Origin of the sequence: Ancylobacter lacus (genome assembly GCF_018390635.1) — a bacterium.
In the GTDB taxonomy this organism is placed as follows: domain Bacteria; phylum Pseudomonadota; class Alphaproteobacteria; order Rhizobiales; family Xanthobacteraceae; genus Ancylobacter; species Ancylobacter lacus.
In genome coordinates this window covers 1-25,135 of sequence record NZ_JAHBGE010000079.1, presented here as the reverse complement: position 1 = coordinate 25,135, position 25,135 = coordinate 1, and the positions used below count along the sequence as shown (strand labels likewise).

The 25,135-nt window shown below is 63.9% G+C and carries 26 protein-coding genes and 1 pseudogene; 9 read left to right on the top strand and 18 right to left on the bottom strand.

Going from position 1 to position 25,135, the window contains the following annotated elements; translation table 11 throughout:
• Positions 1 to 2 precede the first annotated feature (2 nt).
• From KHC27_RS19825 to KHC27_RS19805, 5 genes are all read left to right on the top strand, one after another.
• Complete coding sequence (locus tag KHC27_RS19825; protein ID WP_213341492.1) at positions 3 to 446, top strand: RbsD/FucU family protein; 444 nt, start codon at positions 3 to 5, stop codon at positions 444 to 446.
• The gene (locus KHC27_RS19820) at positions 443 to 784 is read left to right on the top strand and encodes a PfkB family carbohydrate kinase (protein WP_213341490.1); all 342 of its coding nucleotides are present in this window, start codon (positions 443 to 445) and stop codon (positions 782 to 784) included. The genes KHC27_RS19825 and KHC27_RS19820 overlap by 4 nt, the downstream gene beginning before the upstream one ends.
• Before the next feature lie 566 nt (positions 785 to 1,350).
• A complete protein-coding gene (locus tag KHC27_RS19815) occupies positions 1,351 to 2,694 on the top strand; it encodes a tyrosine-type recombinase/integrase (protein ID WP_213341488.1) in 1,344 nt (447 codons plus the stop codon).
• An 80-nt stretch (positions 2,695 to 2,774) separates the two neighbouring features.
• Positions 2,775 to 3,188, top strand: coding sequence for an MbcA/ParS/Xre antitoxin family protein (locus tag KHC27_RS19810; protein ID WP_213341486.1), 414 nt, complete (start codon positions 2,775 to 2,777; stop codon positions 3,186 to 3,188).
• Positions 3,182 to 3,874: an RES family NAD+ phosphorylase gene (locus tag KHC27_RS19805; RefSeq protein ID WP_213341484.1), complete on the top strand. Its 693-nt coding sequence runs from the start codon at positions 3,182 to 3,184 to the stop codon at positions 3,872 to 3,874. The genes KHC27_RS19810 and KHC27_RS19805 overlap by 7 nt, the downstream gene beginning before the upstream one ends.
• 340 nt (positions 3,875 to 4,214) lie before the next feature.
• Here the strand turns inward: KHC27_RS19805 and KHC27_RS19800 are convergent, their stop codons facing one another.
• From KHC27_RS19800 to KHC27_RS19770, 7 genes and pseudogenes are all read right to left on the bottom strand, one after another.
• Positions 4,215 to 4,739 carry a (R)-mandelonitrile lyase gene (locus KHC27_RS19800; RefSeq protein ID WP_213341482.1) on the bottom strand — a complete coding sequence of 175 codons (525 nt, stop codon included), beginning with the start codon at positions 4,737 to 4,739 and terminating at the stop codon, positions 4,215 to 4,217.
• Between the two features lie 47 nt (positions 4,740 to 4,786).
• Positions 4,787 to 5,019: pseudogene (locus KHC27_RS19795) on the bottom strand (VIT1/CCC1 transporter family protein); the annotation flags it as partial.
• A 12-nt stretch (positions 5,020 to 5,031) separates the two neighbouring features.
• Complete coding sequence (locus KHC27_RS19790; protein WP_213341480.1) at positions 5,032 to 6,108, bottom strand: mechanosensitive ion channel family protein; 1,077 nt, start codon at positions 6,106 to 6,108, stop codon at positions 5,032 to 5,034.
• An 82-nt stretch (positions 6,109 to 6,190) separates the two neighbouring features.
• Positions 6,191 to 7,174, bottom strand: a complete 984-nt coding sequence (locus KHC27_RS19785; protein ID WP_213341478.1) for a zinc-dependent alcohol dehydrogenase family protein — start codon at positions 7,172 to 7,174, stop codon at positions 6,191 to 6,193.
• Positions 7,156 to 8,736, bottom strand: coding sequence for an NAD(P)H-hydrate dehydratase (locus tag KHC27_RS19780; RefSeq protein ID WP_213341476.1), 1,581 nt, complete (start codon positions 8,734 to 8,736; stop codon positions 7,156 to 7,158). Before KHC27_RS19780 ends, KHC27_RS19785 begins: the two co-directional genes overlap by 19 nt.
• On the bottom strand, positions 8,733 to 9,470 hold the full coding sequence (locus tag KHC27_RS19775; protein ID WP_213341474.1) for a hypothetical protein: 738 nt from the start codon (positions 9,468 to 9,470) through the stop codon (positions 8,733 to 8,735). Before KHC27_RS19775 ends, KHC27_RS19780 begins: the two co-directional genes overlap by 4 nt.
• A 252-nt stretch (positions 9,471 to 9,722) precedes the next feature.
• Positions 9,723 to 10,370 carry a BON domain-containing protein gene (locus tag KHC27_RS19770; protein ID WP_213341472.1) on the bottom strand — a complete coding sequence of 216 codons (648 nt, stop codon included), beginning with the start codon at positions 10,368 to 10,370 and terminating at the stop codon, positions 9,723 to 9,725.
• A 370-nt stretch (positions 10,371 to 10,740) separates the two neighbouring features.
• Here KHC27_RS19770 and KHC27_RS19765 point away from each other — a divergent pair, with 370 nt between their 5' ends.
• Positions 10,741 to 11,133, top strand: a complete 393-nt coding sequence (locus tag KHC27_RS19765; RefSeq protein ID WP_213341470.1) for a PRC-barrel domain-containing protein — start codon at positions 10,741 to 10,743, stop codon at positions 11,131 to 11,133.
• 124 nt (positions 11,134 to 11,257) lie between these two features.
• Here KHC27_RS19765 and arcC read toward each other — a convergent pair whose 3' ends face one another.
• The 4 genes from arcC to arcD are packed head-to-tail and all read right to left on the bottom strand — an operon-like array spanning position 11,258 to position 15,933.
• On the bottom strand, positions 11,258 to 12,193 hold the full coding sequence (gene arcC, locus KHC27_RS19760) for a carbamate kinase (RefSeq protein WP_213341467.1): 936 nt from the start codon (positions 12,191 to 12,193) through the stop codon (positions 11,258 to 11,260).
• 3 nt (positions 12,194 to 12,196) lie between these two features.
• Positions 12,197 to 13,198, bottom strand: coding sequence for an ornithine carbamoyltransferase (gene argF, locus KHC27_RS19755; RefSeq protein WP_213341465.1), 1,002 nt, complete (start codon positions 13,196 to 13,198; stop codon positions 12,197 to 12,199).
• A 15-nt stretch (positions 13,199 to 13,213) separates the two neighbouring features.
• Positions 13,214 to 14,452 carry an arginine deiminase gene (locus KHC27_RS19750; protein WP_213341462.1) on the bottom strand — a complete coding sequence of 413 codons (1,239 nt, stop codon included), beginning with the start codon at positions 14,450 to 14,452 and terminating at the stop codon, positions 13,214 to 13,216.
• On the bottom strand, positions 14,449 to 15,933 hold the full coding sequence (gene arcD, locus KHC27_RS19745) for an arginine-ornithine antiporter (protein WP_213341459.1): 1,485 nt from the start codon (positions 15,931 to 15,933) through the stop codon (positions 14,449 to 14,451). Before arcD ends, KHC27_RS19750 begins: the two co-directional genes overlap by 4 nt.
• Positions 15,934 to 16,357: 424 nt before the next feature.
• Between arcD and KHC27_RS19740 the strand changes: the two genes are divergently transcribed.
• The 3 genes from KHC27_RS19740 to KHC27_RS19730 are packed head-to-tail and all read left to right on the top strand — an operon-like array spanning position 16,358 to position 19,522.
• Entirely contained in the window at positions 16,358 to 17,596 is a 1,239-nt protein-coding gene (locus KHC27_RS19740; protein ID WP_213341546.1) for an efflux RND transporter periplasmic adaptor subunit, read from the top strand.
• Positions 17,593 to 18,819: an ABC transporter permease gene (locus tag KHC27_RS19735; protein WP_213341455.1), complete on the top strand. Its 1,227-nt coding sequence runs from the start codon at positions 17,593 to 17,595 to the stop codon at positions 18,817 to 18,819. Before KHC27_RS19740 ends, KHC27_RS19735 begins: the two co-directional genes overlap by 4 nt.
• Positions 18,812 to 19,522: an ABC transporter ATP-binding protein gene (locus KHC27_RS19730; RefSeq protein WP_213341452.1), complete on the top strand. Its 711-nt coding sequence runs from the start codon at positions 18,812 to 18,814 to the stop codon at positions 19,520 to 19,522. The genes KHC27_RS19735 and KHC27_RS19730 overlap by 8 nt, the downstream gene beginning before the upstream one ends.
• Before the next feature lie 37 nt (positions 19,523 to 19,559).
• Here KHC27_RS19730 and KHC27_RS19725 read toward each other — a convergent pair whose 3' ends face one another.
• The 7 genes from KHC27_RS19725 to KHC27_RS19695 all read right to left on the bottom strand — a co-directional run bounded on the left by KHC27_RS19725 (position 19,560) and on the right by KHC27_RS19695 (position 24,917).
• Positions 19,560 to 19,973: a DUF3775 domain-containing protein gene (locus KHC27_RS19725; protein ID WP_213341451.1), complete on the bottom strand. Its 414-nt coding sequence runs from the start codon at positions 19,971 to 19,973 to the stop codon at positions 19,560 to 19,562.
• Between the two features lie 75 nt (positions 19,974 to 20,048).
• Positions 20,049 to 20,237: a hypothetical protein gene (locus KHC27_RS19720; RefSeq protein WP_213341448.1), complete on the bottom strand. Its 189-nt coding sequence runs from the start codon at positions 20,235 to 20,237 to the stop codon at positions 20,049 to 20,051.
• 196 nt (positions 20,238 to 20,433) lie between these two features.
• A complete protein-coding gene (locus KHC27_RS19715) occupies positions 20,434 to 20,715 on the bottom strand; it encodes a hypothetical protein (RefSeq protein ID WP_213341446.1) in 282 nt (93 codons plus the stop codon).
• A gap of 97 nt (positions 20,716 to 20,812) precedes the next feature.
• Complete coding sequence (gene adhP / locus KHC27_RS19710) at positions 20,813 to 21,892, bottom strand: alcohol dehydrogenase AdhP (RefSeq protein ID WP_213341444.1); 1,080 nt, start codon at positions 21,890 to 21,892, stop codon at positions 20,813 to 20,815.
• A 49-nt stretch (positions 21,893 to 21,941) separates the two neighbouring features.
• Positions 21,942 to 23,387, bottom strand: a complete 1,446-nt coding sequence (locus KHC27_RS19705) for an NAD(P)(+) transhydrogenase (Re/Si-specific) subunit beta (RefSeq protein WP_213341442.1) — start codon at positions 23,385 to 23,387, stop codon at positions 21,942 to 21,944.
• Between the two features lie 7 nt (positions 23,388 to 23,394).
• Positions 23,395 to 23,739 carry an NAD(P) transhydrogenase subunit alpha part 2 gene (locus tag KHC27_RS19700; protein WP_213341439.1) on the bottom strand — a complete coding sequence of 115 codons (345 nt, stop codon included), beginning with the start codon at positions 23,737 to 23,739 and terminating at the stop codon, positions 23,395 to 23,397.
• Positions 23,740 to 23,759: 20 nt separating this feature from the next.
• Complete coding sequence (locus KHC27_RS19695) at positions 23,760 to 24,917, bottom strand: NAD(P) transhydrogenase subunit alpha (protein WP_213341436.1); 1,158 nt, start codon at positions 24,915 to 24,917, stop codon at positions 23,760 to 23,762.
• Positions 24,918 to 25,135: the final 218 nt, after the last annotated feature.

Here is a 25,135-nt window from a genome sequence, read left to right as displayed (position 1 = left end):
CCATGCTCAAGGGTATCGACCCGCTGATCGGACCGGATCTGCTGAAGACACTCCGGGCCATGGGCCATGGCGACGAGATCGCCATCGTCGATGCCAACTACCCGGCCGACGCGCATGCCCGGCGCCTCATCCGAATGGACGGGCACGCCGCGCCGGCGATCCTCGACGCGGTGCTCTCGCTGATGCCGCTCGATGCCGCGGTCGAGGCGGCGGCCTTTCGCCCCTGCGCCTATGGCGATTGCGGGCGGCTGGAGGCGGTGTTCGTCGAGTTTGCGGAAGTGATCGCGCGTCGCGAGCCGGGCTTCCGGCTGGTACCGATTCCCGGCGAGCCGTTCTACGACCGCGTTCGCGCCGCCTATGCCATCATCGCCTCCGGTGAACGGCGGCTCTACGGCAACATCATCCTGCGCAAGGGCGTCATCCAGCCGGAACGGGCCGCTTCATGATCCTCGTCTGTGGGGAGGCGTTGATCGACCTGTTCGTCGGGCCGCCGGAGGGCGCCGAGATGCCGACGCGCGCGGTTGCCGGCGGCTCGCCTTTCAACGTGGCCATCGGCCTCGCGCGGCTGGGCGCGCGCTCGACCTGCTTCGGCGGCATCTCGCGCGACCGCTTCGGCATGCTGCTCGCCGACATCCTGGAGCGTGAGGGCGTCGACACCCGCTTCCTCCTTCGCACCGATCGGCTCTCCACCCTCTCCGCCGTCGCCACCGCCCCGGACGGGCAGCCGCGCTACTCCTTCCACGGCGAACAGCGCGGGGCGGTCGGACGCGATCGGCAAATCTAGCAGCTGGTCAACAGCATCATCGAGTCCCAGACCCCACCGCGATCTCGCCTGTGGGGGCAGCGTCGCCAAGCTGGAGAGGGAAAACGGGGGCCGTCTCGAAAAAGCTTTCCATCGGCCGGGCCCAAAGCGTCCGTTCGACGAGATGTTGAACGCGCGATGGCCTTCCTCGCCCACCCCTCGATACGCCAGGGTCAAGAGAGGATCGAGGCGGACAGCCCTCGAGCTGACCTTCGCAAATCGCCTGTCGCATAATCGCGAAACGGAGCCGTAAGCGCCGAAATCGCGTTTCTATTCAAGGCATTAGGAAATTATGACGTGACACAAAAGCGATGGCGCGCCCGAAAGGATTCGAACCTCTGACCCCCAGATTCGTAGTTTACTTTTATCATTCGCCGCCCCTATCCGGCTTTAACCTACATACTCGTATTTTCCATTATTTTCAGCCACTTGAGTATCATGTCGTATTTTAGCGTGGACGCGCCACTTGATCCTGTGCGAGTCTAAAACCGGCTTAAAAACCGGCTTAATTTTAGCCCGCCAAGCATTGGATTCGCTGGGATTGCGCTATGGCCGACATCCGTATCCTCCTCAACGACAGGTCAGTAAGTGAACTGAAACCGCCCCATTCCGGGCAATATCGCGCGCGCGATACTCAACTCAAGGGCTTCCACGTCGTGGTAGGCACGCGGACCAAGTCATTCGCAGTCCAGGGCGACCTGCGGAAAGACGGACAACGCGTTGCCTCGATCTCGGTGCGGATCGGCGATGCTACAGCCATGTCGACACGTGAGGCCCGAGCGATCGCAAAATCACACCTCGCACAGATCGCAAAGGGAGAGCACCCAGAGCCCAGAACTGCGAACTCGCGAACGTCACCAGCACGCGCATCTCTTGGGATCGATTTTAATGGACGGCGTGATGCAACTCCCCAAGGCGTTACCCTTCAGCAGGCTTGGGAGCGCTATCGTGATGCGCACCTTGTCCGAAAGGGGCGGAGCGCAGGAACGATCGAAGGTTACCGCGATCACATAGAGCGTCTCTTCAAGGATTGGCTTGATCTTCCATTGAAAGTCCTCGCCGACGATCCCAGCAGGGTCATTGCACGGCACGATGAGATAACGGCGGAGCACGGCCCTTACATTGCAAACGGCAGCATGCGGACGCTGCGAGCCGTCTATAATCACGCGCGCAAGGCGCATCGCCATCTACCGACCGACAACCCAGCCAGCGCCGTTGACTGGAACTCGGAGCAGCGCCGCAGCACAGCAATGGGACTGAATGACCTGCCGCAGTGGTTTCAGCAGGTCGCAGCGCTGCCCAATCCCATTCGTCGCGAATTCCACCTGTTCTCGCTGTTGTCGGGCAGCCGGCCGACGGCACTCATGGAGGCTAAACCGCACCATCTCGATCTTCGCCGCCGAGTGCTGCATATCCCCCGGCCGAAAGGCGGTGCGGACCGAGCGTTTGATATACCATTGTCGCGGCAGATGGTTTTGTGCCTTCTGCGGGTGATGCGGTTTGGTCGGCATCTCTATCCGCGTGAGGCCACGCAATGGCTGTTCCCAGCAGAGAGTGACAGTGGACATCTAGCCGAGCAGAAGGAGGCACGGCGCGTTCTGGCGAAGTGGGGTAACGATCTACGTCAGACCTTCCGGACGCTCGCTACATCAGCCGGAGTCTCCGAGTTTGACGCCCGCTTGTTGATGAACCACGCCATTCCGGGGGTGAATGCCGGCTACATTTCTCGGCACAAGCTACTTGAGCATCATCTTCGGACCCAACAGCAGGCGATCAGCGACACGATGTTCGGATCGATTGGCGAATTGACCTGCAAGGACCAGACAGTTCGCTCCTGGCTCGGTCCGGGGGCGGCGCGGCGAGCAATAGCAGCCTCCCGCATAGCGGCGTGACTGTGGCTTGCGAACCTTCAATCGCCTCCACCTTGCCAAATGGCATTTAATGATTACTTTCATGCCAATGAGGTTTCGCCATGCAGTTTGCCACGATCCAACCGACCGCTTCCCGACCCGACCTCCCGGCGATCACTGATGCGGAAGCCGCCGCTCTTGCTCGCGCGACGGTGAACCTGTTTCGGGCGTGGCAACTGAGCGACATTGAGGCCAGAACCCTGCTAGGCGATATGGCTCAGCGCACCTGGGCTCGTTGGAAGGAGGGCAGTATCGGGCGGATCGACCGCGACTTGCGCGCCCGCATGGCCATCCTGATGGGCATCCATAAGGGGCTTCGTTACCTCTTCAGCGATCCCACGCGGGGCTATGCTTGGATTCGCAAGCCGAATGCAAACTTCGACGGGCGAAGCGCGCTCGACATCATGATGCGTGGCGAGATTACTGATCTCATCGACCTGCGGGCCTATCTCGACGCTGAGCGCGGTGCATGGTGACCGTGCGCGTCCGCCGCGTGGTTTGGCCACGTACCGTCCGCATCATACGTTCGATTCATCCGCCCATCGATCTGTTCGAGGATATTGCGGATCCGGCCGACTGGGAGGCGCTCGCCTCAGCTGAAGCCAAGTTCAATCCGCGTATCCGCGAGAGCATAGGCGATCTCGCCAAGGTACCCGCGGCCCGCCGCATAACCGGGCCCGGCGCCAGTTGGGTTATGGCGCCCTTCGTCCACTGCTCACCCCTACGGCCGGGCCGCTTCACTGACGGCTCGTTCGGTATCTATTACGCAGGCGACTGCACCGAAGTGGCTATCGCTGAAACCATTCACCACCATAGGCGCATGATGCTCGCCACCGACGAGCCGCCCGGGTGGACGTCACAGTTCCGGGAGCTGATCGGCTCGGTCGATGCCGAGTTGGACGACGCAACAGGCAGCACCGACTTGCTGGACCCGAATGATTACACGGCGTCCCAGGTATTTGGTGCCGCGCGGCGGGCCGAGGGGTCGAACGGTGTCACGTGGCCAAGCGTACGGTATTCCCATGGAGACTGCATCGCCGTGTTCTGGCCCGATGTCGTACCGATCCCGACGCAGGGCGCGCATTTCGCTTATCATTGGAACGGCCGCGTGGTGGATTACGTGAAACGGCTCGATACAGGTGCGGTCATGCGCGTGTCCTGAGACCTACGGGCGCGCAGCACCGCGACATTCCCCCCCTCTCGTGCCGTCCCTCCAGATCGTTAGCGATACCAACCCCATCAAGCATGTCCGCCCGTGTTGTGGGCACAATAGACACGTTGACTGGCTTCGCGTCCCTGGAGGGGGGGGGGTCAAAGACCACGGGCTCGGCGCGGCCCTTGCCGAAGTTTTCGCGCAGTAATTCCGTAAAGGCGGGATCTTCCGGATTGCAAGTATAGGGTCACCACCGCCTCGGTAAGGCCGAGCGCCACGACTGTACGGGAAGCAAGGCCTGAACGGCGCTTTAGCCTCGTGGGAGGCCTTTCATAAGGGCGCGCTGACCTTATTCATCTAGGCCCGTCGCATCCGTCACCTTCTCCATCCAGTTGACAACCTTGCCGTCGAGTTCTTCGGCCACGGTCAGATGGGCCATGGGCTGATCGGCGCTGGCGCCGTGCCAGTGGCGCAGGTTGGCAGGTATCCAGACGAGATCGCCGGGCGCCACCTCCTCGACCGGAGCCCCTTCTTTCTGCACCCAGCCGCGTCCGGAAATGATGAACAGCGTCTGGCCCAGCGGGTGCGTGTGCCACGCCGTACGGGCGCCCGCCGCGAAATGCACCGTCGCGCCGCTCACACGCACCGGCGCATCGCCGCGGAAATTGCCGGAGACGCGAACGTCGCCTGTGAAATAGGCCGACGGTCCCGGCGTCGAGGGCGCATCCTTGGCGCGGACGATCTTGATATCCGCATCGGAAGCGGGTGCCAGCTGCTCCGTCGCGGCTGTGCGGCTGTGCGGCTGTGCGGCTGTGCGGCTGTCGGAAACACGTTGCAGTACGGCCACCGCCAATACGGCGCGCGGCCATCGCATCAACTGCGCCCGTGTCGCCGTCGACCACCCGCCAGGTCCGCCAGGTCCGCCAGGTCCGCCAGGTCGGTATGCTCCTGCGAATGAACCGAGACATATTCCCCGGCCGCCATCGACATCGCACCCGCGACAAGGCCGGCGACAAGGACGCTCTAATTGCAGCCGCGACGCCCAGCACCAAGCTTGAGGTAGAGAGAATACCGTCATTGGCGCCGAGCACGGCGGCTCTCAGCCAGCCGCTTCTTCCCATGCGGTCCCGTTCCCGCTGTCCAGGAAAGATCATCGGCGTGTCGCCTCAAGTCGGTGGAGCGGGAAGATGCGTCGTGTACGCGCGCGCAAGGACCATAGGCGGCTCATCCGGCCGCGCCGGAGTTGAGCCTTGCGCGGGTTCAGGTGGATCACGCCACGGATGGAGCCGGACATCCAGGACAGACGTCCCGATGCTGATACCGAGCGCCCGGAAGGCGTCCACGATGCGCCCCAGCATCTCCGATCTCGCAGCGGGCATCCTCACGAAGCTCTCTATCGCGAAGACCAGTTCGTATTCGATGAGCGAGTCGAAAACGGCGCAGGCATAGGCCTGTGGCACGGTCCCGTGAACGACGTTCGCACTGCCGGCAGTCGCCGTGACCATTGCATTGATCACGTACGACGGTGCGACCGCCACATCGACCTTTAGCCGGATGATGCAGCGATGGGGTCCTTTGGGACGGCTGTGGTTGGTCACCACGGACTTCGTCACAACGCTGTTCGGTATAACGACCGTGTCGTGCTCCCATGTCGTCAACCGTGTGGCGCGCCAGTTGACCTGCATGACCTGACCCGACGTCTGTTCGGACAGGCTGATCCAGTCCCCGGCCCCGAACGGGCGTTCGATATTAATCGCGAGGCCGGACAGGACGTCGCCAAGGGTGTTCTGCAGCGCCAATCCGAGCACGATGGCCATAACGCCGGAGGTCGCCAGCAGGGTGGAGACGGGCTCGTTGAACACCGTGCCGACGATGCCGATGAAGGCGAAGACATAGATGAACCCCGATGCCAGATCCGCGAACAGCCGGCGCGCGTGAGGCTCGTCATTATCGGGAAAAAATGTACGCCGAAGCACCAGGTCGAGCAGGCTCTTGACCAGCCACGCACCGAGCACCCACCACAGGACGCCGAACAGTTCACGCGGCAGGAACGGCCCGCCCCCGCTTTTACCAAACAGGAATTCCCCAACCGGATTGCCTGTCCGTGGAAACAGCGTCGTAACCAGCAGCAGCACGCAGCCGCCATCCAGCAGGGAGCGATAGGCCCGAAGACGAGGCAACAGGCGGAGTGCGAACAGCACCACGGCTGCCGCCAAGAGGACTACTTCGATCCAGCCGAACATGTTGCTGACACTCCGATGACCTTTGGACACGTCACAGGCGGCTTTACGCAAGCTGGCTTTGGAGCCGGATCGCAAGGTCGGTTCAGGGCACCAGCACGGCGGCGCCGTCGAAACGGCCGGCGCGCAGATCGGCCAGCGCCTGATTGGCCTCTTCGAGGCGATAGGTGGTGGTGTGCGTGACGATGCCCATGTCCGGAACCTGGCGGAGGAAATCGATGCCGTCCTGCCGGGTGAGATTGGCCACAGACAGGAGCTGGCGCTCCTCCCAGAGCAGCCCATAGGGGAAGCTCGGGAGATCGCTCATATGGATCCCCGCGCACACCACGGTCCCGCCCTTGCGGACGGCCCTTAGCCCCAGCGGAACGAGAGCCCCCACGGTTGCAAAGATGATGGCCGCATCGAGCAACTCGGGCGGAGCCTCATCCGACCCGCCGGCCCAGATGGCTCCCAGCGAGCGGGCGAAGTCCTGCGTGACCGTATCGCCCGGCTTGGTGAAGGCAAAGATGCTCCGCCCCTGCCATAATGCGACCTGCGCGATGATATGGGCCGCTGCGCCAAAGCCGTAGAGGCCCAGCTTCTTGCCCGCGCCGGCGATGACCAGCGACCGCCAGCCGATCAGCCCGGCGCACAGCAGAGGTGCCAGCGACACATCGCTGCCCGCTTCGCCCAGCGTAAATGCGAAGCGTGCATCGGCGATCGTCGCCGTTGCGAAGCCGCCGTCTCGGGTGAACCCGGTGAACTCGGGATGGTCGCAGAGGTTCTCCCGCTGCATGCGGCAATAGGGGCAGGTTCCGCAGGTGTGGCCAAGCCACGGGATGCCGACGCGGTCTCCCATTTTCAGTCCGTCCACGCCGGAGCCGATGGCATCGATCCGGCCGACGATCTCGTGCCCCGGAATGATCGGCAGCTGAGGATCTGGCAGGTCGCCGTCAATCACGTGCAGATCTGTCCGGCAGACGCCGCAGGCGGACACCTTGACGCGGATTTGTCCCGGTCCAGGTTGTCGATCCGGCAGAGTGGTCCACTCAAGAGGGGTCCGCAGCGCCTTCAGGACCATTGCTTGCACAGTGCATTCCCTTCGGCGTCCAACGTGTGACGCAGCCGCTGGAACACGCGCGGCAGAAGATCCGGCAAGTCTTCCGCAAGGAGGCCATGACCAAACGCGCTTGCGGCCGCTCCGTGCAGCCAGACGGCCGCGGCGGCCGCCGGAAACGGCGCCATGCCCTGCGCCAGCAGCCCCAATACGATGCCGCTGAGGACATCGCCGGCGCCGGCCGTTGCGAGGGTTGGCGGGGCGTTCGCATTGATGATGGCCCGGCCATCCGGAGCGGCGACCACGGTATCGGTGCCCTTCAGAACGACGACCGCACCGCAGCGGCGGGCAGCGGCACGCGTGCGCGAGAGCTTGTCGCCGTCCGTGTCGAACAGGCGCGCGAATTCACCGTCGTGGGGCGTCAGTACGCAGGGGCCAGCGATGGCATGATCCAGCGCCAGAGGATCATCCTGAAAACAGGTGAGGGCATCCGCGTCGAGCACCGTGGCGCGGCCGGTAGACAGCATGGCAAGCGCCCGGCCACGGGTCGCCTCGCCCACGCCCGCACCCGGGCCTAGCAAGAAAGCGGAGACACGAACGTCGTTGAGCAGCTGCGCAAATTGTTCCGGAACGGCGATGGGGCTGACCATTATGCTGGTCAGCGCGGCCGCATAGATCGGCAATGCGATCTCGGGCACGGCAATTGTTGTCAGGCCGGCGCCGGCCCGTGCAGCGGCGCGCGCCGCCATGCGGGCGGCGCCCGTCATCGGATAGCCGCCGGAAATCAGCGCGTGACCGCGCGTGTATTTGTTGCCACCCTCGGTCGGCCGCGGAAGTTGCGCTAGCCAGAGAGCCGGGCCGTTTTCAAACGTGGCGGGCGCGATGGTCGCCAGAACCGATGGCGGCGTGCCGATATCAGCCACCACGACCTCGCTGCACAGTGACCGGCCGGGCTGCAGGAGGTGTCCCGGCTTCTTTCGGAAGAAGGTGACGGTGAGATGGGCCGCGACGGCGCCGAGAGCCTCGCCCGTATCCCCCATCACACCGCTCGGCATGTCGATGGCGACGATAAGCAACCCTCGTTGGGATGCCGCGGCCAACGTTTCGGCCGCCGCTCCATCCAGCGCCCGGCTCAGCCCGGCCCCAAAGAGCGCATCCACAATCAGTTCCGCTCCGATGAGCGCGGCCGGCGTCAGCGGCTCCACCGGCCCGCTCCAGCGCTCCGCATGATGGTGCGCTTCGCCCTTCAAGGCGCCGCGCGACCCGAGCAGCGCCAGGCGCACGGTCCAGCCGGCATCAACGAGATGGCGGGCAGCCACAAAACCGTCGCCGCCATTGTTGCCGGGACCACAGAGAACGGTGACGCTGCACGGCAGAAACCGGTCGATGATCGCGCAGGCAACCGAAGCGCCAGCATTCTCCATGAGCACGATACCCGAGGTTCCGGCGGCGATGGTCAGGCGATCGACCTCGCCCATCTGTCGGACATCGAGCAAAGCCGATGGCGAACCGAATGTCGCCGCGTCGGTTCGCTCGTGCCCCAGAGCGGCAGAGACGTCGGGCAACGCCAGGCTCGCCGCGATGCCGGTGTTCATGACCGCAAGGACTGTCGTGCGAGATTGAGAAGCTGCGGCGGGGTGATGTACGAGAGATCCGCTGTCAGCTCACCGACGATACGTCGATAGGTCTCGACGTGGTGATTCTTGAGATGCGCGGCCAGATGATGCGCGGCATTTCCGTTGCCGGCTCCATGGCCGACGATGACGATGTTGCCGCCCAAGGCGATGGCCGTCGCGATCGATTCATAAAAGTCCGGATCGTCCGGCGCTCGCGGCTCCTGTTCTCCCGATTGTTCGTTGTGGAGATGGCGCGGGAGGTTCTGCGAATCGTGCGGCAAGGTGGCATGCAGGGAGATGTCGTCGGAAGAGACATCGACATGGAAGATCTGCACCTCGTGATGATCAACCGCGATCAGCAGCGCCGGGGCCGACGGAGCAGACGGGGCGTTCGCCTCGGGCACAGGCTTGGGGGACAGACCGGCCCGCTCCAGGAAGTGGCGAACCTCCATCACCTCGGACGTCGTCAGATTCTTGGTGTGGGGCTTGCGCATGATATGCCGGTGGTCGGCAACCTCGAAGACAAACTCATTGCTTGCCTTCTCCTCGACTTCACCAATGTCGGCGATCAAGGCGACGACGTCGCGCCATTCGAGATTATGTGCCAGGGGATGATGGAACGTCATCTCCAGCGTACGGCGGTGTGGATGCGAGAGCGACCGAAGGACGCCCGCTGCGGTGCCGGACGCTTCGATGATGTCGGGTTCTTTCATGTTGCTCTCCTGGCCTGCCAGTACACGGCCGGCGCGTTGCCTCCCCGGGCTATGCACCCCATCGGCGGGCGGCTGACTGCACAGCAGCTTATAGGCCGGCCGAGCGTCGCATCAGCTTCGGAAGATACTCATGGCGGTCGTCCGCCTGATACCAAGGGCCGATGAGTTTCGCTCATCGGCCCTTGGTAAAGCCCGTGCGGTAATCGAGCGAACCCGCTCAGGCTCGGTCAAACGCCGAGGCCGCTGCTATGATCAAGCGACGGAGATAGTGTTCTCGACCGATGTCGTGCCCGGCGCCGCCCAGGCTGCCGCGTTCGCTTCCTCGCGCTCGTACCAGGAATTGACACGGCCGGTGAGCTTCACATTGCCGCCCTGGGCCGTCACGTCGATAGCTGCGGGATCAAACCACGACCGGTCCAGTGCCTTGATGATGTTCTCCCGGATGGTCGACGTATTCGGGCTGGGCTTGATGGTGATCTGGTTGGACACGCCAATCACACCCCAGAGCCCACGAATGTCGTTCACGGCCGCCTCCTGCTGATAATGCCAGTCGACTTCGCCGGTAAGCGTGACCCAGCCTTTCTCAACCTTCGTCTTTACGGCGCCTTCGGGCACGGAAGAATCCCACCGCAGGCGATTGACGGCCGCAGAAGCGATGTCATCGTCGCCATGCTTGACGCTGAACGGCAGCCGAACTTCGATCTCCTCGGCGACGGCCTTGACATCATTCACCCGCCGCGCGGCCTTCTCGGCAGCGGCTTTCTCAGCATAGTTCTCGACGTGCCCCATCAGCGTGACGACGCCATCCTTCGCTGTCACGCCGATATGCGCGGCATTGACGCTCGGCTCCCACTGCAGTTCGTCGAGGACGGTCTGCTTCAGTGCTTTATCGTTCGACATGTCTTTCTCCCGAGCTCGGCTCATTGGAATGACGTCACATGGCGTCATGAGCACCAACGGCTATGGTTGGCAACGGCCAATGAACAGCCTCGGAATCTACTCTGCCCAGCCGCTCACCGCCGAATTTCCCGGCAAAGGGCGTCTATAGACATCCAATAGATCCACCCTGAGTATTTTCCGATCCTGCCACACTCGCACAGGAATCGATATTTTTCATGTAGCTTCAGAGACAAGCGGCCTTAGATGCTTCGGCACTGCAGAATGCTTATCTCGATAGCATCTCCTGGATTGCTAAACCGCGAGCCTGATGACGGTTTTTTCCGACATCTGAGTTTTCATCTTTCAATCCTATTCAGTTGAAGGATATTCCATGACACGCTCAGCCGCTTTCGTTGCCGGAACTCTCGTCATGCTGGCTTCGGCAGCCATCACACCCGCAATGGCGCAGGGCGCCAAGCAGACCGTTTCGCTGACGGAGATTAGCTCTCTGACCCTGGCCACGGGCTATCGGTCGAGCAAGGTTGTCGGTAGCACGGTCTACAATGACGCAAAGGAAGACATCGGCAAGATTGATGACCTTATCGTAACCTCGAAGGACGGCGTTCCGTTCGCCGTCGTTTCGGTCGGTGGCTTTCTCGGCATGGGCAAGCACTATGTGGTGGTGCCTGCGTCCTCGCTCGAGGTGGTGGGTGGGCGTATCACCCTGCACGGCGCGACTAAGGATTCGCTCAAGGCTCTGCCGGACTACACCTACACCTATTGATGTGGCGTCCAGGCTGGGCCCGCGCTCGCGGACCCAGCCGCTCCCAAAGGCGCCATCGAGCATGGCGGGATTATCCCGGCCAGTCGGCTGCCGGTTCGGTTCACGCCATGAGTGCCGAGGGCGTTCAGTCGCGATACTGAACATCCAGCGCGCCGGGCAAGATGAGCGTCCCGGCATTTCCCTCGAGCATGGCCATGGCGTCTTCGAGCCGGCCGATGGCCGCGGGATGGCCGGTCAGGGCCGCGAATTGCGTCGCCGCCTCGATCTTCGGGCGCATAGAGCCGGCAGCAAACGCGCCTGCCGACAGTGAGGCGGCGCCGGCGCGCACGATCGACCGGGCCTGCGGCGTGCCGAAGTCGAGATAGACGGCGTCCACGTCGGTCAGTAGCAAAAGCCTGTCGGCCGATAGCTGACGGGCAATCAGGGCGCTGGCGCGATCCTTGTCGATAACGGCCTCGACACCCGCCAGACTGCCATCGGCGCGCGCGACCACGGGGATGCCGCCGCCGCCGGCGCAGATGACGGTGACATCGCTTTCCAGCAACATCGCGATGACTTTGATCTCAAGAATTTCCAGCGGCTCGGGAGAGGCGACAACGCGCCGCCACGTGCCGTTTTCAGGCTTGAACGCCCAGCCCCGCTCCGCCTTCAGGCGCTGCATGGCGGCGCCGTCATAGAGCGGGCCGATGGGCTTGCTGGGCGCATGGAAGGCCGGATCGGCGGGATCGACGCGGGTCTGCGTGAGCAGGGTGGCGAGCCGCGCGCCGCTACCGAGCCGGTTGCCCAGCTCCTGCTCGATCAGGTAGCCGATCATCCCCTCGCTTTCCGCGCCGAGAATGTCGAGCGGATAGGCCCCGTCCGCGGGGCCGGCGGCCGCCTGAAGCGCAATCAGCCCCACCTGTGGGCCATTACCATGGGTAATCAACACGTGGTGGCCCGCAGCAATCACCGCCGCCAATGACGTCGCAGCGCGGCCCACATTGGCGCGCTGGGCGGCGGCAGTCATCGGCTCACCCCGCTTGAGCAGTGCATTTCCGCCAAGTGCCACAACCAATCGCACCGCTCAGCCTCCGATGGTGGCGATGAGGATCGCCTTGATGGAGTGCATCCGGTTCTCAGCCTGGTCGAAGACAATGGAGGCCGGGGACTCGAACACCTCCTCGGTGACTTCCATGCAGTCGATGCCGAACCGCTTCTGGATATCGGCACCGGCGCTGGTCTCCGCGTTGTGGAAAGACGGCAGGCAATGCATGAACTTGACGTAGGGATTACCGCTTGCCGCCATTACGTCGCGGGTGACGCGGTAGGGCGCGAGCAACTCGATGCGCTTGCCCCATTCCGCCTCATCTTCCCCCATGGACAACCAGACGTCGGTGTAAAGAAAATCGGCACCCTTGACCGCATCGCCCACGGTCTCGGTCACCGTCAGCTTGGCGCCCGTATCTCTGGACAGAGCCTCCACATGGGCGATGAAGCCCGCTTTGGGCCACCGGCTGCGTGGCGCGGCGATGCGCATGTCCATGCCAACTTTCGCGGCGCCGATGGCCAGCGACATCGCCACATTGTCCTGACCATCGCCCATGAAGGCCAGCACCATGTCGGACAGATGCTTGTGCGTGAATTCGCGCATGGTCATGAAGTCGGCAAGCACCTGCGTCGGGTGCGACTGATTGGTGAGGCCGTTATAGACCGGTACTCCGGCGTATTTCGCCAAAGCCTCGACGACCGACTGGTCGAAGCCGCGATACTCGATGGCGTCGTACATGCGACCGAGCACGCGAGCGGTGTCCTTGATCGTCTCCGTGCGGCCGATGTGACTGCCGCTCGGTCCGATGAAGGTGACATGCGCCCCTTGATCATAGGCCGCAACCTCGAAGCCGCTGCGCGTGCGGGTCGAGTCCTTTTCAAAGATGAGGGCGATGTTTCGCCGCTCCAGCCTTCGCTGCTCCGTCCCCGCTGCCTTGGCCGCCTTGAGTTGGCTGGCCAATTGTAGGAGGAAGCGGATCTCACCGGGGCTGAAGTCATCAAGCGTCAGGACGCTGCGGGCGTGCAGATTGAGGGGCATGGATCGACCTTCTCTCTAGAGAGCATCGCGGCTGATCGGGCAGGACATGCAATGGCTTCCCCCCCGGCCACGGCCCAGCTCGGAGCTTTCTATGGTGATCACTTCAACGCCCGCATGCCGAAGCAAGGTATTGGTGTACACGTTGCGGTCGTAGCCGATGACCAGACCGGGCTCGATGGCGAGCAGGTTGTTGCCGTCGTCCCATTGCTCGCGCTCAGCTTCGTAACCATCGCCGCCAGTCGCAATGACCCGCAGTTCATCGAGCCCCAGGGCCTGCTTCACGACATCGATGAAGGGCCCGGTTTCCTCCACGATGTCCAGAACACCGGCTTTATCGCCGGGCCGCAGGGAAAACGTCCGGATGCGGTCGACGATTGGCGGATAGACCGTCACCAGATTGCGATCGCAGAAGGTGAAGATGGTGTCGAGATGCATGAACGAGCGGTCGCGCGGCATCAGCGCGGCAAGTACGCGCGTTGCCGTGCCGGCGGCGAACAGCCGAGCGGCCAGCATGGAGACCGCCTGCGGTGTGGTGCGCTCACCCATGCCGATCAGCACGAGGCCGTCGGCAAGCGGCATAACGTCGCCGCCCTCCAGCGTCGCGATGCCGGGGGCGGCGTCGGAACCGTCCCACCATGTTTCAAAGGTCGCGTCCGCGAAGCGCGGGTGAAACGTGTAGATCGCCGCGAGGTTGAGTGCTTCCGGGCGGCGCGCCGGCCAATACATGGCGTTGATGGTGACGCCCCCGTAGATCCAGCAGGAGCTGTCGCGGGTGAACAACTGGTTGGGCAAAGGCGGCAGCACGAAATCTTGCGGCGCCAGGGTCCGCCCGGCGAGGCCGGCCGGCTTGAACGCCAGTTCGGCGCGCGCCACGCCGCCGACGAGGAGGCGAGCGAGTTCCGTGGCAGACATCCCATCCAGCCAGCCCCGCATTTCGTCGACCAGATCCGTGCCAACCGTCTCCGCGCTGACGCGGCGATCGAGCAGCCATTGGCGCGCCGCTGGAATGGCAACGATGTCCGCCAGCAACTGGCCCTGATCTATCACGCCGACCCCGCGCTCGCGCAGCGCATCGACGAAGACGTCGTGCTCCTGTCGGGCCTTCTTCACCCACAGGACATCGTCGAACAGCAGGGCCTTGCAGTTGTCGGGCGTCAGTCGTTGCAGGCTGAGGTCGGGGCGGTGGACGAGGACTTCCCGCAGCTTGCCGACCTCGGAATAGGCGCCGATCTGGGTCGTGGCGATCGCGTTCATAGGGGGCTGATACTTCCGTTCCAGATGAGACAGGCGGCGGTGATCGCGGCAATGGCGATCCCGACGGCGATGGCGATCTCGATGGGAGTGAAGATTTTTTCGGCGCTCTCGCGCCGGGCCCAGACATAGATGCCGATGCCGGGCGCATAGAGCATGGCGACCATCAGCAGATAGGTCGGCCCTGCGGCATAGACGAGCCAGATGCCATAGACCGTGGCAACGGCGCCCGCGATCATGTCTCGGACACGGCGCTCGCCGGGCTTGTAGGCTTCGCCCGAGATAGCCAGTTTCAGCGCATAGGCGCCCGAAAAGGTGTAGGGGATCAGAATGGCTGTCGAGGCGATGTTGAGCAGCGAAAGATAGGTGCTGTTGGCGATCAGCGTCAGGATCAGGAAGAGCTGGACCAGGCCGTTGGTGATCCACAATGACGTGGCCGGCGTTCCAGCCTTGTTTTCCCAACCGAAGAACCGCGGCATCGTCCCATCGCGCGAGGCCGCATAGGGCACTTCCGCCGCAAGCAGCGTCCAGGCCAGAAAGGCACCGAGGACGGAAACCACGAGGGCGACATTGATCAGCACAGCCCCCCATGGGCCGACGACATGCTCGAGCACGCCCGCCATTGAGGGGTTCTTCAGGACGGCGAGTTCCGGCCGGCTGATGATGCCCAGAGAAAGCAGAGACACGAGCGCGTAGATCAACAGGGTGGTGACGAAACCGGCAAACGTGGCGACGCCAATGTCCTTGCGCCGGCGCGCACGGCCGGAGACGACACTCGCCCCTTCAATGCCGATGAAGACCCAAAGGGTAATCAGCATAGTGCTCTTGACCTGATCGAGGATCGTTCCGGGACCGGGCGTTGCGAGGCCGTTGAAATCCAGCGTGAACACGTCCAGCCGGAAGGCGACGATCGCAAGGGCGATGAACACGACGATTGGCGCGATCTTCGCAACCGTGGTGATGACGTTCGCGAAGGCGGCTTGCTTCACGCCCGAGAGGATCAGGCTGTGGATCAGCCAGAGGACGGCTGAGGCTCCGATGACCGCCTGCCAAGTATTGCCGTTGCCGAACGGCGGGAAGAAGTAGGACAGGGCGCTGAACAGCACCACCGCATAGGAGACGTTGCCGATCCATGCGGAGAGCCAGTAGCCCCAGGCGCTGTTGAACCCGACGAAGGGTCCGAACCCCGCCTTGGCGTAGGCATATGGGCCCGAATTCAGCTCCGGCTTCCGGATGGAAAGACCCTGGTAGACGAAGGCCAGAGCCAGAATGCCGATGCCGCTGATCGTCCAGCCGATGATGATGGCGAGCGGGCCGGCGCCGGCCGCGAGGTTTTGCGGGAGATTGAAGACGCCAGACCCGATCATCGACCCGATGACGACGGCGGTAAGAGCCCCAAGCCCCAGCACGCCCGGCGGCACGCTCGCGGGCGTGCCGGCTGCTTTTGGCCTAATTTCGACGCGCTCAAGAGATGGCAGTGTCATGGTGCGTGTCCCAAAGACCGGCTCCTGCGCCCGAAAAGGGCGCCGTCCTGATGCTGGCGCGACGTGTGGAGGCTCCCGAGGCGAGCCGCCCGCGCGAACCATCGCTCAAGAGCTGCGTTCAGCAGCCCCGTGGCAGGCGCTCGACGCCCCTCATTTCTGGAAGGAACCTATCGCCAGCTTGAGAAGAACAGCAGGGCCGGAAACTACTCAGGTCCCATTCTCGCAGCCATGAAGCGACGCATCGACCGCTCTCTAAAACACCTTCGGAACAACCAGCATCGCAATCTGATCGGTAAAATGTCTGCCCTCCCACGAGGACTGCGTAGATTCCGATGCTAGCCCATCGGTATGGTAGGCCTTCTATTTGACCGCTCAGCACAACGATGAGGTCATAGTGGGTCAGACTGCGGCAATCGACGCCCCGATGCCCCCGACTTCTCTGCTGCTGCAAGGCGGTCGGTGGTTCTGGGCACGCAAATGGGTGATCGCCGGTGTTCTCGTCCTCGGCATCGCGGCCGGCCTGGGCGTGCTGCGCTGGCTTGTCGGCCCTGAGGTCGCGGTCTACCCGGTGCTTCGCTCGGATCTGGTCAAGACCGTCGTTGCCAGCGGGCACGTGGAGACGCCGTTTCGCGTCGAAATCGCCAGCCAGATTACGGCGACAGTTGCCGAAGTTCTCGTCGAGGAGGGCCAGTCGGTCACCGCCGGCCAGCCTCTTGTCGCCTTGGACCAGCGGGAACTTCAGGCCGCCGTCGTGCAGGCGCTCGCGACATCGGCACAAGCCGACGCCCGGCTCCGCCAGATGCGCGAACTGACACTGCCCGCGGCCGAGGAGAGCCTCAAGCAGGCCAAGGCAACACTTCTGAATGCCGAGGCTGCCTTTCAGCGTGCCCAGGAACTCGCGACCTCCGGCTATGGCACGCGCGCCGTTCTCGATGCCGCGACCAAGGATATCGACATCGCCAAGACGCAGGTTCGGACGGCCGAATTGCAGGTTTTCACCTCAACGGCCGGCGGCGCGGATTTCGTCATGGCCGAAACCCAGCTCGAACAGGCGCAGGCCAGCCTCAATGAGGCCAAAGCCCGGCGGGGATATGCCACCATCACCTCGCCGCGAGACGGCGTTCTGATCACGCGCAGCGTCGAGCGCGGCACGGTCGTCGCGCCCGGTCAGGCCCTTCTCGTCCTCGCACCGACCGGCGCGGTCCAGCTCGTGCTGGCAATCGACGAGAAGAACATCGGTCTGCTCAGCCTCGGGCAGGCAGCTCTCGCATCGGCCGACGCCTATGCCGACCAGCGTTTTCCGGCGATCCTGTCCTACATCAATCCCTCGGTCGACATCAGCCGCGCCTCAATCGAGGTCAAGCTGACGACGACCAAGCCTCCGGCCTATCTGCGCCAGGACATGACGGTTTCGGTCGATATCGAAGTCGCACGCCGCGACGGCGTGATGGTCGTGCCCGCGCGCACCGTTCACGATTCCCTCACGGCCGCGCCCTGGGTTCTCGTCGTCCGGAATGGACGCGCGCAGGCGCAGACCGTCCATATCGGCCTGCGCGCCGCGGACTCAATTGAGATACTCAGTGGCGTCGCGCCTGGTGAACGGCTGGTGCCTATCGCAGCGGGTATTCGTGCCGGGCAGCGCCTGCGGCCGGTGGCCTCATGAGGAACTGGGCGCCGATCGAATGGACGATCGCGCTGCGCTTCCTCACCGAGGGAATCATGCAGACCGTCTTCATCCTCACGGGAATTGCGATGGGCGTCGGCGTCATCGTCTTCATGTCGGCGATGCTTGCGGGATTGCAGGCCAACTTCATCAAGCGGGTGCTGACCTCCCAGGCCCATATCCAGATTATTCCACCCGATGAGATCGCGCGGCCGTTGCGGTCGGGGACCGACATCGTGGAGGGCGCCATCGTGCAGAGGCCTTCCCAGCGAATCCTGTCGATCGATCAGTGGCAGACCATCAGAACCGCCATGAAGGCGCGGCCCGACGTCGTCACGGTATCGCCGACGGCGACGGGCTCGGCGCTCGCCATTCGCGGCGACGCTTCTCGCAGCATTACCTTAACCGGCATGGAGCCGGAGCTCTATTTCCAGATCGTTAGGGTGCCTGACTACATCGTCGTGGGAACATCGAAGCTGGAAAGCGACGACATATTGATCGGCACCGAGCTTGCCAAGGATCTCGGCGCCACCATTGGCGACAAGCTCAATCTGAGCGTCTCGTCGGGCGCCACACGTGTCCTCACCATCACCGGCATTTTCGACCTCGGCAACAAGAGCGCCAATGAGCGCAATACCTTCGTCGCGCTGCGGACGGCGCAAAGCCTGCTAGACCTGATCGGTGGCGTGACGACCCTCGATGTCACGGTCACCGACATCTACGCTGCCGAGTCGATCGCGCAGGACATCTCGGCCGCGCTTCCCATCCAGGCCGACAGCTGGATCAAGACCAACGCCCAGTTCTTCACGGCGGTCAGTGCACAGCAATCGTCCAACACGCTGATCCGTTCCTTCGTGGGGCTCTCGGTTGCCTTCGGTATCGCGGCCGTGCTGGTCGTCTCGGTGATCCAGCGTTCGAAGGACATCGGCATCCTCCGGGCGATGGGCGCGCGGCGTGGCCAGGTGCTGGGCGTGTTTCTGATCCAGGGTGGCGTGCTCGGCCTCATCGGCTCCCTGATCGGTTCGAGCCTTGGGGCCGGTGCCCTTGGCCTGTGGCACGGGACTGCACGGCAGGCCGACGGCACGGAACTCTTCCCGCTGATCCTGGAGCCGAGCCTGTTCGTCATTGCCGCCGCTGTCGCAACACTGACCGGCGTGGCTGCGGGCATGGCGCCGGCGCTGAGAGCCGCGCGTCTCGATCCGGTGGAGGCGATCCGTGGTTGATGTCCTGGCGCTCGGGCAGATCCGCAAGTCCTACAACGTCGGTACCCCGGTCGAGACCGAGGTGCTGCACGGCATTGATCTCACGCTTGCCGCTGGCGAGTTCGTCGCGCTCATGGGGCCGTCCGGTTCGGGCAAGAGCACGCTCCTGAACATAATAGGCCTGCTGGACCGCCCGACATCGGGAACCGTCTCGATCAACGGGCAGAGCACCGCAGGCCTGTCCGAATCCGGGCTGACGGCGCTGCGCGGCCACACGATCGGCTTCGTCTTCCAGTACCATTACCTCATTTCCGCATTCACGGCGGCGGAGAACGTGATGATGCCGATGCTGGTGAGTCATGGCCGGCGAACCGATGCGATGCAGGACGTCGCTTATGGTCTTCTCGCCGATGTTGAGTTAACGCGCTGGCGCGACAACCGCGCCACCAACATGTCGGGCGGCCAACAACAGCGGGTCGCGATCGCGCGAGCCCTGGCGATGAACCCCTCTCTTGTGCTGGCTGACGAGCCGACCGGCAATCTCGACAGCGTCTCCGCGGACGGTGTCTTCGACCTGATGAGGCGGATCAACAAGGAGCGTTCGACGACGTTCCTGATTGTCACGCACAATCTCGAACTCGCCCGGCGTTGCGACCGGATCCTTGATGTCATCGATGGCCGGATTTCGGGGCAGGAAGCCGGGCGGCTCTCGGCGCCGGCCTGATGGCAGTCGGATCGCGCCGTGCGGCGCGCCTCAGCGGTCACTCCGCGTCGACACCCTCACAGGTCTCGCCAAACAAAGAGAGCCCCTCCTCCAGGTAGTCGGACACAAGCGGCAGGCCCAGCAGATAGCCGGCCGTGCGGACGTTATGGGCGTATCTGGCGTCCGCCTGAAGCTGGCTCCAATCGGCGATGGTGCCATCACCTCGCCCGAGCCAAGCCAGCGCGACGAGCTCAATCTGCTCATCCACGTCCAGGTCGTGGATGAAACTGCGCAGCTCATGCTGAACCGGGTCGTTTCCGTCATCTTCAAGCACATCAATCATGCCGTCGTCGCTGGCGTTGGAGCCGGAATCCGGATCCGTCATGCCTTCCTTACCGTCAAACTGCCGCGCCTTGGACAGAATGTAGCAGACCTTGCGGGTGGCGATGGCCAGATCGGGGATGTCGGGCATTGCTCTCTCCACATCGCGGCAGTTCGCGGAACAGGACGTACGACCGGGGCGACGCCGGCGGTGCTTTCGCCTGCATCACCGCTTGGCGTCGGTCTTCGGTTTGATCTTGACGGCGAATGCGGCGTCGAGATCTGCCTTGGTGATCCGTGCGGCCGGATCACCGCGTTCATTCAGGCTCTGCTCTTCAGTGCCATCCCCCATCATGCCGGGATGGGCGACATCGGCCGGAGCCTTTTTGATCGTTCCGTTGGGTTTGGAGCTCATGTGAAAATCCTTCGCGCCAGCACGATCCGGCATCGAAAGGATAGGCTTCGACGATCTGTAGATGGAAGGTTCGGAAAACACTCAGTACGGTGCGCCGTCTGCGGCCTGCATCGCGGAAATACTGGCGGGTTACAGGATCCAGAGAGACGCAAATGCGCTGGTTCCGCAACGGGCGGCGCCTCGCATGCCCCTCTCATCATTTGCTGTGATCGGGCGGCGTGAGGACGGCGCCGTCATAGCGCTGTCCCTGGTCCCTCGTCCGGACCAGAAACACCTCATCGGTCCCTACAAGCCTGTATTCACCGTCCCCGACCCTGGTCAGCACGCGCCCGTCTGCGAGCTGCATCCGCCGGATGCCGGCCTTCCGCTTGTTCGGTTCCGCTTCGGTTCCGGCGTCCATCTCGTCTTCCACCTCGTAGAGGGTGACGATGTCGCCGCCCGGCGTTTCCGCCGACGACATCGCAATGATCTTTTCCATGTCCTTCTCCCACTGAAACGCCCGACCGCCCGGCAATGCAGCCGGGGCGTTCAGGTGAGGTGTTCACGTTTGGCGTGTCTGTCGACTGCCCTTTGGTTCAGACGGCCTCAAGCGGCCGTGCAGCGATGGAGGCCTGCGCGACGTTCGGCAGGAAGTCGAGAACCACGCGGGAGGGAACATCTCCATGTTCCAGCCGCTCGAACACGTCGTTGATCGAGGCGAGCGGCTGAAGCTCGATATCGGCCTTCACCTTGCCCTCAGCGGCAAAGGAAAGGCATTCGGCCATGTCCTCGCGCGTGCCCACGAAAGAGCCACGCACGGTGATGCAATTGGCCACCACATCGAAGAGCGGGAACGGAAAATCGCCCGGCGGGAGGCCGACGAGAACGCAGGTGCCCCGTTTGCGGGTCATCCCGACGCCCTGGTTGAAGGCGCTCAGCGAGGGAGCGGTAATCAGCACGCCATGGGCGCCGCCATTGGTCCCCTGCTTCGCCGCGGCCACCGGATCGCCGTGCCGTGCATTGACGACGAGATCGGCGCCGAGCCGCGTGGCGTGGGCAAGCTTGCCGTCATCGATATCGACCGCGCAGACGTGCAGACCCATGGCCTTGGCATACTGCACCGCCAGATGGCCGAGGCCGCCCGCGCCGGAGACCACGATCCACTCGCCCGGCCTGGCACGGGTTTCCTTGATCCCCTTGTAGGTGGTGATGCCGGCGCAGATGATCGGGGCGGCTTCGCGCGGGCCGAGCCCGGCGGGAATGTGCGCCACGTAGTTCGGATCGGCGAGGACATATTCGGCAAAGCCGCCGTTCTTCGTATAGCCGCCGAACTCAGCTTCGCCGCACACCGTCTCCCAGGCCGCGAGGCAATGCTCGCAATGGCCGCAGGCCGAATAGAGCCACGGCACGCCAACCCGGTCGCCTTCCCGCACGATCTTCACGCCGGCACCGACCGCCACCACGCGTCCGATCGCTTCGTGGCCGGGAATGAACGGCAGGCTGGGCTTCAGCGGCCAGTCGCCGTTGCGGGCGTGCAGGTCAGTGTGGCACACGCCGCAGGCTTCGGTCTTGACCAGGATCTGGCCAGGACCGACCGTCGGCACGTCCCATTCCTGAAGTTCGAGCGGCTTGCCGAAAGCCGTGACGACGGCGGCCTGCATCTTCTGGCGAGACATGATGGGCTCCTTTCGGGAGAAACGATGTCAGTGGGAAGTTGCGCGTGGATCAGGCGGCTGCGGCGCCGAGCCCCCGGACGGCCTCGATCATCTGCACCAGCACGGCCTGTGCATCGCCGTAGACCATGTTGCAGTTGTCGCCGTAGAACAGCGCGTTCTGGATACCGGCATAGCCCTTGCCTTCGCCGCGCTTGACCACGAAGACCTGATTCGCTTTGTCGACATTGAGGATCGGCATGCCGAAGATCGGCGACGACTTGTCAGTCCGGGCCGCCGGATTCACCACGTCGTTGGCACCGATCACCAGCGCGGCGTCGGCAGTGGCGAAGTCGTCATTGATGTCTTCCAACTGGAAAATCATGTCATAGGGTACGCCGGCTTCCGCCAGCAGTACGTCCATCTGGCCGGGCATGCGGCCGGCGACCGGGTGGATCGCGAACCGGACGCTGACGCCGGCCGCCTGTAGCAGCTTGACGAATTCATAGAGCTTCTGCTGCCCCTGCGCGGCCGCCAGCCCATAGCCCGGCACGATGATGACCTTGGCGGCATAGCGCATGGCAATGCCGGCATCGGAGGCTGCGACGGGACGCAGGCTGCCCTTGATCGTCCTGGCCGCGTGCTTTGCCCCCTCGCCGAAATTGGTGAAGACCACGTTGGCCACCGAGCGGTTCATCGCCTTGGCCATCAGCAGCGTCAGCAACAGGCCGGCCGCGCCCACCACCATGCCGGCGATCATCAAGGCCGGATTCTGCAGAACGAACCCGCCAAGTCCGACCGCAAGCCCGGTCAGTGCATTGTAGATCGAGATCACAACCGGCATGTCGGCACCACCGATCGGCAATGTCATCAGCACGCCGAACAGCAGGGCACAGCCGAAGAAGATATAGATCCAGCTCGACGTCGGAAGCAGCAGCGGCGCGCCCGAAAGCGTTGCGAAGATGATGGCCCCGCCCACCGCCAGCGTGACCAGCATGACCGCGGCATTCGCGATCTGCTGGCCCTTGACCCGGAGCGGTTTGCTGAGAATCCCGCTCAATTTCGCCCAGGCGATCAGTGAGCCGGACATGGAGACCGCGCCGATCAGTGCGCCGAGCAGGGCGACGCCTAATGTGGTGCCACTGGTCCGCGTGCCGAACAGTTCGACGGCGGCGACGGCGGCGGCCGCCCCGCCGCCCATGCCATTGTAGAGCGCCACCATCTCCGGCATGGCGGTCATGGCGACCTTCCGGCCGCTCCACCAGGCGAGCCCACCGCCGAGCGCCAGAGCGATCAGTGCCAGCGCGACATTCGTCATCAGATGCGGCCGGGCGGCGTCGCTGACGCTGAACACGTACAGGAAGCTGGCCAGCACCGCCGCCACCATGCCGATGCCGGCCATGGAGATGCCCGACAGCGCCGTTGCCGGCGACGACATGCGTTGCAGGCCGAACAGGAAGAGGAAGGCCGCCGCGAGGTCCGCACTTCCTATGACGAGCTGCGGGATCAGGGTGAACATGGGCGCCTCAGCTTTTCTTGATATGATGAACCCGCGCATGGGCGGGTTTGGCTGGCGCGCCGCTGATCCTGAACATGGCGAGCATGCGGGTGGTGACGGCATAGCCACCGGCGGCATTGCCGGCGCCGAGCAGAACGGCGACAAAGCTGATCGCCTGTTCCTGCACCGTGCTGGCATTGAGGAGGGCGAACAGGCCGCCGACCACCACGATGCCGTGGACGAAATTGGAGCCGGACATCAAAGGCGTGTGCAAGATCGCCGGAACGTGGCCGATGATCACCCAGCCAGCAAAGCCGGCGAGCATGAAGATGTAGAGGGCGACAAAGCCGGTCATCGTGATCGAGAAGTCCATAATGCCCTCCGGGGCTTGGCTCAGGCGGCTGTTGCGGAATTCTTGCCGGATGCGGGGGGCGGCGCCTCGCCGACATGAGCGGCATCGCAGAGCTTGCCGGCGTGGGTCAGCGCGGTCTTGGCCAGCACCTCGTCGGTCCAGTCGATGACGAGAATGTTGTCCTTCATCATCAGCGCGAGCAGCGCATGCTGGTTCCTGGCATAGAGTTCGCTGGCGTCGCGGCCGAGCAGCGAGGGCACGTTGAGGGGCGCCACGATGGTCACGGCGCCGACCAACTTCGTCTGGCCGGGTTCGGTATCCTCGCAGTTTCCGCCGCCCTCGGCCGAAAGGTCGACAATGACCGAGCCGGCCTTCATGCCCGCCACCTGCGCCTTGCTGATGAGCTTGGGCGAAGGTTTGCCGGGAATGGCGGCGGTGGTGATGATCAGGTCGGCGGATTGAATGTGCCAGGTGAGCGCGGCATCGACCGTGCTCTTTTCCGCCGCCGAGAGCGCACGGGCATAGCCGCCCGCGCCGGTGGCATCGATGCCGGTATCGAGGAAGGTGCCGCCAAGTGAGAGCGCCTGCTCGCGCGTCTCTGGCCGCACGTCATACCCTTCGACGACCGCGCCGAGGCGGTGAGCGGTGGCCATTGCCTCCAGGCCCGCCACACCTAACCCCATGACCAGCACCTTGGCCGGCCCGATGACACCGGCTGCCGAGGTGATCTTGGGCAGCACGCTTGTCATGTGGGTCATGCCGAGCGCCACCGCATAATAGCCGGCCAGCGCCGACTGGCTGGACAGGGCATCCATGGCCTGCGCTCGGGAAATGCGCGGGATGCGTTCCATGGCGAAGCAGGTGATCCTCTTCGCCAGCAGGTGCCTCACCAGCTCCGGTTCATGCGCGGCATAGATGTAGCAGGCGAGCACGGCACCGGGCTTCATCGCGTCGATGACCCCCAGCGCCGGTGGCTGAACCGCCAGGACCACGTCCGCATCAGCGACCATCGCCGCCCGGTCGGCGAGGATCGCGACGTTGTCGAAGGCGGCGTCTGGGAGATGGACGGCCGTGCCGGCGCCGGCCTGCATATGAAGCTTCGCGCCCAGCCTGATCAACTTGGGCACGACCGAGGGCGTCAGCGCGACGCGGCGCTCATGCGGCCGGGTTTCCCGGAGAACGGCAATGTTGACATACATAATGACGACCTTGGTCTTCGCCTTGCGAGGGGGCGCCAGCGGCTGGCACCGCTGGCGGAACGTTCGTCAGGCCTAAGCTGGTGCCTTCATGGCCGGGACGTAGCGCACCAGCTTCTTGTTCACGAACTGCTGGATGCCCATGTCGCCGAGCTCGCGGCCATAGCCTGCGGATTCCGACGTAACCGGCCACCTATTCCAATCATTATCCGGCCACCGTT